Source organism: Streptomyces sp. NPDC002306 (genome assembly GCF_053593435.1).
Map to the genome: position 1 here is coordinate 1 of NZ_JBSFCK010000099.1, position 7,052 is coordinate 7,052.

The 7,052-nt window shown below is 67.8% G+C and carries 7 protein-coding genes and 1 pseudogene; 1 reads left to right on the plus strand and 7 read right to left on the minus strand.

Annotated features, from left to right (window positions below; genetic code table 11):
- Positions 1-108 precede the first annotated feature (108 nt).
- A protein-coding gene (locus ACWCQK_RS41655) for an IS5 family transposase (protein ID WP_451164410.1) occupies positions 109-917 on the minus strand; the annotation gives its coding sequence in 2 pieces (ribosomal slippage) (positions 109-567 and positions 570-917; 807 coding nt in all).
- Positions 918-1,878: 961 nt separating this feature from the next.
- Positions 1,879-3,966 carry an NACHT domain-containing protein gene (locus ACWCQK_RS41660; RefSeq protein WP_451164412.1) on the minus strand — a complete coding sequence of 696 codons (2,088 nt, stop codon included), beginning with the start codon at positions 3,964-3,966 and terminating at the stop codon, positions 1,879-1,881.
- 156 nt (positions 3,967-4,122) lie between these two features.
- On the opposite strand from ACWCQK_RS41660, the pseudogene ACWCQK_RS41665 reads away from it, so the two are divergent.
- Positions 4,123-4,259 (plus strand): annotated as a pseudogene (locus ACWCQK_RS41665) (transposase); the annotation flags it as partial.
- A 237-nt stretch (positions 4,260-4,496) separates the two neighbouring features.
- Here the strand turns inward: ACWCQK_RS41665 and ACWCQK_RS41670 are convergent.
- From ACWCQK_RS41670 to ACWCQK_RS41690, 5 genes are all read right to left on the minus strand, one after another.
- Positions 4,497-5,168, minus strand: a complete 672-nt coding sequence (locus ACWCQK_RS41670) for a nucleotidyl transferase AbiEii/AbiGii toxin family protein (RefSeq protein WP_451164420.1) — start codon at positions 5,166-5,168, stop codon at positions 4,497-4,499.
- Positions 5,165-5,488 (minus strand): hypothetical protein, encoded by a 324-nt coding sequence (locus ACWCQK_RS41675; protein ID WP_451164422.1) that lies wholly within the window; start codon positions 5,486-5,488, stop codon positions 5,165-5,167. The genes ACWCQK_RS41670 and ACWCQK_RS41675 overlap by 4 nt, the downstream gene beginning before the upstream one ends.
- A 350-nt stretch (positions 5,489-5,838) precedes the next feature.
- Positions 5,839-6,414 (minus strand): hypothetical protein, encoded by a 576-nt coding sequence (locus tag ACWCQK_RS41680; protein ID WP_451164414.1) that lies wholly within the window; start codon positions 6,412-6,414, stop codon positions 5,839-5,841.
- Positions 6,407-6,760: a hypothetical protein gene (locus ACWCQK_RS41685; protein WP_451164416.1), complete on the minus strand. Its 354-nt coding sequence runs from the start codon at positions 6,758-6,760 to the stop codon at positions 6,407-6,409. The genes ACWCQK_RS41680 and ACWCQK_RS41685 overlap by 8 nt, the downstream gene beginning before the upstream one ends.
- A 65-nt stretch (positions 6,761-6,825) precedes the next feature.
- A partial coding sequence (locus ACWCQK_RS41690) for a hypothetical protein (protein WP_451164418.1) occupies positions 6,826-7,052 on the minus strand: 227 nt, incomplete at its 5' end.

A 7,052-nucleotide genomic window follows, 5' to 3' on the forward strand; every position in this document is an offset into this window, starting at 1 on the left:
GACCCGATAAGTCCGACGCGCTCGAAGCCACCCCAACCACCCCCGGGACCCACTGCCAACCAGCCTACGCCCACTACAAAAGCAACGGCATTGGCCTTAGACGTCGTTTCAGTTGGTGAGTCGGCGGTGGCAGATGAGGGCTGCGGCTATGCCGACGAAGGCAAGGAAGTGTTCGGATTTCCGCTCGTAGCGGCGGTGCAGGCGGCGACAGCCGGCCAGCCAGGACACGGTCCTCTCCACCACCCAACGATGACGGCCGAGCCGTTGGGACGACTCGATGCCCTTGCGGGCGATGCGGTGGCGGATGCCCCTCTGACGGAGCCATTTCCGCAGGTGGTCGTAGTCGTAGCCCTTGTCGGCGTGCAGCTTGGCAGGGCGCCTGCGGCGGGGCCCTCGGCGGGAGCGGATGGGCGGGATCCCGCGCACGAGCGGTTGCAGGCCGAGGCTGTCGTGCATGTTGGCGCCGGAGATGCCCAGCGACAGGGGCAGTCCGTTCCGGTCTGTGATCAGGTGGATTTTCGATCCCGGCTTGCCGCGGTCGGTCGGATTCGGTCCCGTCAGTGGCCCCCCTTTGCCGCCCGGACACTGACCGAGTCGATCGCGCACCGCGACCAGTCCAGCTCACCTCTGGCACCGAGTTCGTCGAGGATGACGCGGTGGAGCCTGGCCCAGACCCGCTGCCGGCTCCAGTGGGCGAAGCGCCGGTAGACGGTGGGCCAGGCCGGGCCGAACACCGGCGGCAACTGCCGCCAGGTGCAGCCCGAGGTCGCCACGAAGATGATCGCTGCCAGGCATTCACGGTCACCCGCCCGCCGACGGCCCCCGCCCTGCGGACGGTTCACTTCTATCGGAGGCACCACCCGCCGGAACACCACCCACAACTCATCCGGCACCAGCCGCTCAACCAGATCCGTCATGCACGGTTCAACGAACGATCACGCCATAAGAAACGGTGTCTTAGCCTCTCACGACCTTCACCGGTGTACTGAGCGCGAGGGGCCGGCCACCCCGGGGCTGCTGTCCACCCCCCCAACCCCTGCCCGTGATAGTGGTAGACGGAAGGGGGGTGAGCCCCCTTCGCCCGCGGCTTGGCTCTGGTCGCGGGCGCGCGGAGCGCGAAGGCGCGCAGACGGCCGCCGCGCATGCACGGTTCACGGCTTGCGAGAGTGCAAGCGCCTCACCGGCATCCGCACCTGCCGCGCGGCCCGCACAGCATGCACCACTCCGGCGGACGTGACCCGCGCACGGCGCTCGCGTGCGGGTGGTGCGGCAAGGGCAGGTAGGGAGCGTTCAGAACGGCGCGAGGTCGGCGGCCGGGAGTCGTCTCTGCCGTGGAACCGGCGCGGCGACACCTGCTCGAAGCGCCCGGACGTGGTTGCAATGGCAGGCTGACAGGGCCGAACACCAACGTCAGGGCAGGCTGGCTTCGCTTACGGCCGAAGGTACCGGCTGCCGACAACACCACGATCCAGAACGCTGACGCCGTCGTGTGCTCGTGCTCCAGGGCGAACACCGGATCGGCGCTGTAGCCGTCGTGCCCGCGGATTGGCGCAGACAGGGGCTGCTCGACACTCCGGCCGAAGGCGAGGGGGTCTTGCAGCTGAGCGCCGACTTCGGAACAGTCCGGCCGAGCCCGAGGAAACACCGGGCCGCCGACTGGATCGGCGGCCCGCCACAGATTGCGCCACCTGTGCACTTCATGGCGCAGAGCCCACAGCTGCTGTTGCCCGAAGAACGCGGGGAACAGCCGTCCGTACAGGCGCTCCGGCGGTGAGCTGTAGGTGAGCAGCTGGACCCGGTGGCGTTCGGACGGGGTGAGCTGCCAGATGGCAGCGACCGCGAGCACACTCCCGCCCGATGATCCTTTGCGGGATAAGCCTAGGGAACGGGGTGTGTGGCGAGCCAGTCCTGGAGTTCACGGTGGCGGAACTGATACGCCATTCCGGAGATCCGCAACATTCCCGTGCCGTATGCCCAGTGCAGGAAGACGCCCAAGCGCCAGGGTAGTTGTCCGCGTGCACAGCACAGGAACACCATGTAGCGGCGACTGGCCCCTGCCATCCTCAACCCGAACGCGAGTCCCAACGTGAGGCCGACACCGAGCCCGACACCGAGCGCGAACGCGTACGCGCTGCCGACAGTGAGCGCGACTACGACCGTGAGCGTGAGCCAGAACGCGAGCCCGGTTACGAGCCCCACCGCGAAACCCACCGTGAGACCGACCCTGACATCGTCCCGTAGTGCACGGCGCGGCTCTGTCGGTGGCGCGTCATTCAGCGGCGCCACAAGTTCGCCCGCGAGCCCGAAGGAGCGCCTTGCCAGGAGCGCGGACGCAAGCAGGGCCATGAGCGCGAGCGCCGGTTCGACCGTGAGGAAGACCAACAGCGCGAGCGTGAGACCAACTGTGACCCCGGCTAGGAGCCCGGACACGAGCCCAAGTACGAGTTCCCTGGCGATCTGCCCGCGTTGAGCCCGGCCTCGTAGCTGGTTCAACTGTAGAGATTTGGGGTCCGGAACAAGGGAGCGGCTAGCCTGCCAGGTGGTCAAAAGAGCGGAAGGTGCGATTCCTCCCACAAGGAACAGCTGACCGAGGGATGAGTCGATAGGGAGTTGGGTTACGAGAAGGGCGGTGCAGACAGAGAGGAGAAGGGTGGTCAGGAGAGCGTCTGCGGAGCGCACGCGGCGGGGACCGGCCATTGGCCAGAGTTGGTGGAGGACGATATCGGTGGTAGGTCCGGCGGCCGCGGTGCCGGTGGTGAGGTGAGCGGCAATTGCAGCGAGCCATCGGTGGGCCGCCTCGGAAGGGTAACGACTGGGGTCAGTCGGGTGCTGTTGACTCGCGGCGGACACGTAGCGATCAAGCAGGTGGTCGCGGACCGCTCTGGACGAGGCCAGGGTGAGCAGGAACGCGGGGTCGTGCGGGTAGGCGAGGGTGTCGCGGTGGCGTTCCTCGTAGGCGGTGACCGCCAGGTTCAGCCGCCAGGGAGTTTTCAGGGCGCGGGCAAGGGTCCCTCTGGGTGCAGCGGTGAGCTCGTCAATGACCGGGGTCCAGCGGTCTGGATTGGCGCTGCGGGCGGTGAGATACGCGGCGGCCTGGGGCGCGGTGACCGCATCGATCTCGATGCGGGCGGCTTCGCGCATTCGGAGGTCATGGGCGGCCAGTTGCTCATACTGGCTGGTGCGACAGGTGAGAATCACCGGGGCGCTACCAGTGGGATCTTGGTAGGTGTTGAGCTGCTGCAGCGCGCGGGTGGCGCGGCGTCGACCGACCGGCGTGGTGTCGGCATCCATCTCGTCCAGGCCATCCAGGACGGGCAGGATACGGCGGTGATCAACGAGGACCAGGGCGTCAGCGGCAGTAATGCCACGGTCGCGGAAATTCTGATGGATCTGGTCTGCGAGCCATTGCGTGAAGGGACGGTTGGTGTCCCAGCCAGCCAGGGAGAGACGGACTGGTATCGGGTCAGCATCGGTGCGGGCAGGGCTGGTCAGTAGGCCGAGCAAGAGGTCCAGGGCAATCAGGGTCTTGCCGGCCCCGGGTTCACCAGTGATCACCAGACGGGCAGGTTTCACCCTGCGGTAGTAGGCGGCGATGCCGGTGAGGCGGCCATGCGGGCCGGCACCGACGGCATTGTTGGCAGGCTCGGTCCGGTAGCGGAAGGTCAAGTCGATGCGGTGAGCTCCGGGCCCGATCAGCTGCGCTCGTTGCTGGGCCTCGGCCGCTGCCACGGCGACGGCGACGGCCTTGGCCTTTGCATCGGTGTTCGCTACGGTCTCGCGGCGGTCTGCGAGGTAGGCAGCCCCGGCCAGGTAGGCGCCGGGAGCAGCAAGGACCAGCGCGATGGCAGTGGTCGCCAAGCGGGCCGCTTCGAACTCCTTGGATGAAAGCCACAGTGCCAGTCCTGCGGCTGCAACCAGCAGACTGACGTAGACCAGAGCTGTCCGGCGTACGCGTGATGCCCCCATGCGGGGCATCCTTCCCGTTCGGGTCGCAACCACAACCCGGCCCGGATTTAACGCAACTGAATCAGGGTCACGTCCGCTGGAGAACACCGTTGGCGAATTCGGCGGTGAACCATCCAGGCCACAGACGGGCGAAGCGAAAGATCCTGGTGGTGCCCGACTGTCAGCCACCTCGCCGCCTACGCGCGTCTTGCCCAGCGCCCCGGAGCTCGGGAACATCGATCCGCGGCGAACAACCCTCCAAGCGAGGAAAGAAGCAGCTCAAACGAGCTAACTTCCTCTCCGGGTTCGCCGCTTGGAACACGGTGAGCCGCTCGGCGTTCTCGGCGATGAACTCCCGCATGCCCGTTTTCAAGTACAGGCGGAGGTGTGCGGCTGGCATCGGGCGGCCGTCTGGGGGCATGTTCGGCCGAGAATGCGCCGACCCCGGTCGGCCATGGCCTTCCGCCACCTTGCGGTGGTGCTGAGTGCCACGGAGATGCACAAGGACTTCTTTGGCCCGTTGGGATTCCCTCCGGACGCCGGGACGGTCCTTAGAGATCATCGGGGTCCGCCTCGGCCTGTAGCCGTGTGCTGATGTCGGTGGCCCATTGCAGTGCCCATGTTCTGAGGGCGTCGATCTGATCGGGTTGGAGGCCGTAGTCGGCGTAGTCCTGGTCGTCCCACCATTCCGCGCCGGCCAGGCGGTCGTGGAGGTCTTCCAGATTGAACGCGTACCGCGCGTGGCGTCGTCCAAGGCTTTCCAGGTCTGCTCTGGACCGGTGCTGGGAGGCGGCGTGGACGTCGATCAGATCGCGAACGGCTCCTCTGTCGGCAAGGGCACGTACCTTTGTTCCGATCACGTCGTCGAGCGACAGTACTGGTCCGTACTGGCTGGCCTTTGGTGGGTGCCAGAGGACTTCTTTGAGGATGTCGACTTCGCACTGCTCGCCCGTGCCGGGATCGGTGGCCAGGAGTCTGCCGGAGAGCGCTCCGGTCTCGATCTGTTCGACCTGCCAGGCTCGTTTGGTGAGTCCCTGGCTCACTGTGCGGATGATCTCGCTGATCGGTGCCGGGTTTTCGGTGGCTACGTCGAGATCTTGGGAGAGGCGGTCGACTAGGCCGTGAGCCTGGACCGCGTATCCGCCGGTGATCACCAGGGGGTAGGGCGCACCGATGTCGAGGACGTCGGCCAGGAGACGGCGATGGAGGTCGGGGAGGTTCAGGCGGCAGTGGCGCTCTTGGTCGTCGGCAGCTCGGGGAAGCGGTGTTCCCAGGCGTCATGCAGCGGGCGGCTGATCAGGGTGCGCAGAACGGGCCACTGGGCGGTGAGCAGGTCGCGGTTGAGGAAGGAGATCAGATCCTGGCGCTGTCCCTCGGTCAGCACCGTGCGGTACAGACTCATCCGTGAGCGGGGCCGGCCGAGTCCATACGAGCGTCGGCCCGACCAGGCGACGTGCAAGGGCAGATCGACCGTACCGGCCGTCGGGCCGGAGAGCTCGTCCAGGGACGCGGGGAGCCGGCGTGCGTACTGCTCGCGCAGCATCTCAAAGGCGCTCGGCGTGACGGAATCGCGCACGCCCTCAGTATCGCCTTCCAAGCAACGCGATGACGCGGCGATCGGCACATCCAACATCCGGCGCATTCGGCCTGCTGCGCGGCCGAGGTGCTCAGCGGGTGGTGCCGCTGGGTGATCTTGTGTGTCACGTGGCGGGCGCTGCCGGCGGTGACCTTGATCGATGGGGTCTGCGGCGGGTCTCGTCTGGCAGCGCCGCGTGGATCTTCAGCCGGTGGGGGCGGTCGTCCGTAGGCGCAGGTGCGGAGCGCGCCTGGCGCCGTCGACGGTGGCCCGCTCCAGACCGCGCGCTCGGGTGCGAGGCCGGGGCTCGAAGTCCCTCAGGGGCGCAGGGTTTCAAGTTCGTCCGCGCGGCGGTGGTCTTTGGGACGGCCGAGGGAGCGCCGCATAAGGATCAGGTCGTCCAGATCGGTGTAGCGGATGGTGAAGCCCCCCGGGTCGTGAGCGCTCACCGCCCGGACGAGGCACAGCGAGGTGTCCATGCCGCCCCAGGGCAGGGCGGGTGTGCACAGGTCGCCGTTGGCGCCGGCCACCTGGTAGGCCACCTGAGCCCGGTTCAGTTCGGGCAGGTCCGTGCAGGCCGTGGCGGTCAGGGCGTCACGCAGGGCGTGCGCCTGTTCGGGCGTACCGTCCCACAGCAGGTCGAGATCGCCGGTCAGCTCTGTCGAGCCGTGCATGATGCCGGCGACCTGGCCGATGACCACCACGTGCGCACCGGCCTCGTCAAGAGCCCGGAGGAAAGGGAACGGATCGAAGCCGAGCGCACCGTCCGTGGCGAACGTGCCGACGACGTCATCGGCTTCATCAGGGCCACGCCCCGTGGTGACACGTTCACGGGTGGCGTCGTGAATACGCCGGACGGCCTGACGAAGCCGCAGAACAGCAGTCTCATTCACCCAGCTCATTCAACCCTAGGCGCAGTACACCGCGCATGAGCATGGTGGTGCGGGCGGTGGTGGCTGCCGGCGCGGGTGGGTCACGGTAGTCGGACACCCTCACGCAGCCGCCCGGCATGGTGTCCAGCTGGATCCCGTCGGGCCCCCAGGTGCCGGTCACTTCCGGGGGCAGGGCCCGGATGTCGTCGGCGTCGACCTGCATGGCCCAGCCGGTCAGCTGGTCGCCGTACGTCTGGCGCCATTCCAGCAGGATGGGGGAAAGCTGTCCGAAGTCGTCGACCAGGGCGAGCGCTCGGGCCTCGCGCGGCCCGGGGCATTCTGGGCGCGTCGGGCGTGGTGCGCTCACCCAGTGTCATCAGCCGGCGCATGACCGGATCCTCTCGTGGAGACGGACGGGGCGGGGTGCGGCTTTCAGGCGCCGGGCAGTGGCGCCCATGAGGTGAGGACCCAGTGGCCCATGGCGCGGAGCATGCCGGCGGTGTGGTCCACGGCTTCGGGGCCGCAGTCGGTGCGGCGGGTGTACGCCTCGATCTCGCTGTTCCAGGTGAAGCCCTGGGCGGTGAGGGCGTCTTCGGTTGTGGGCGTGAGGTCAAGAGTGGACTGAGGAGCGGCGACGAGTCCGTGCGCGGGGTCGGGGA

Bases quoted from the DNA above. Each gene is read 5' to 3' on its own strand.
- ACWCQK_RS41660 (WP_451164412.1), bottom strand. From the start codon at position 3,966: ATGGGGGCATCACGCGTACGCCGGACAGCTCTGGTCTACGTCAGTCTG.
- ACWCQK_RS41675 (WP_451164422.1), bottom strand. From the start codon at position 5,488: ATGCTGCGCGAGCAGTACGCACGCCGGCTCCCCGCGTCCCTGGACGAG.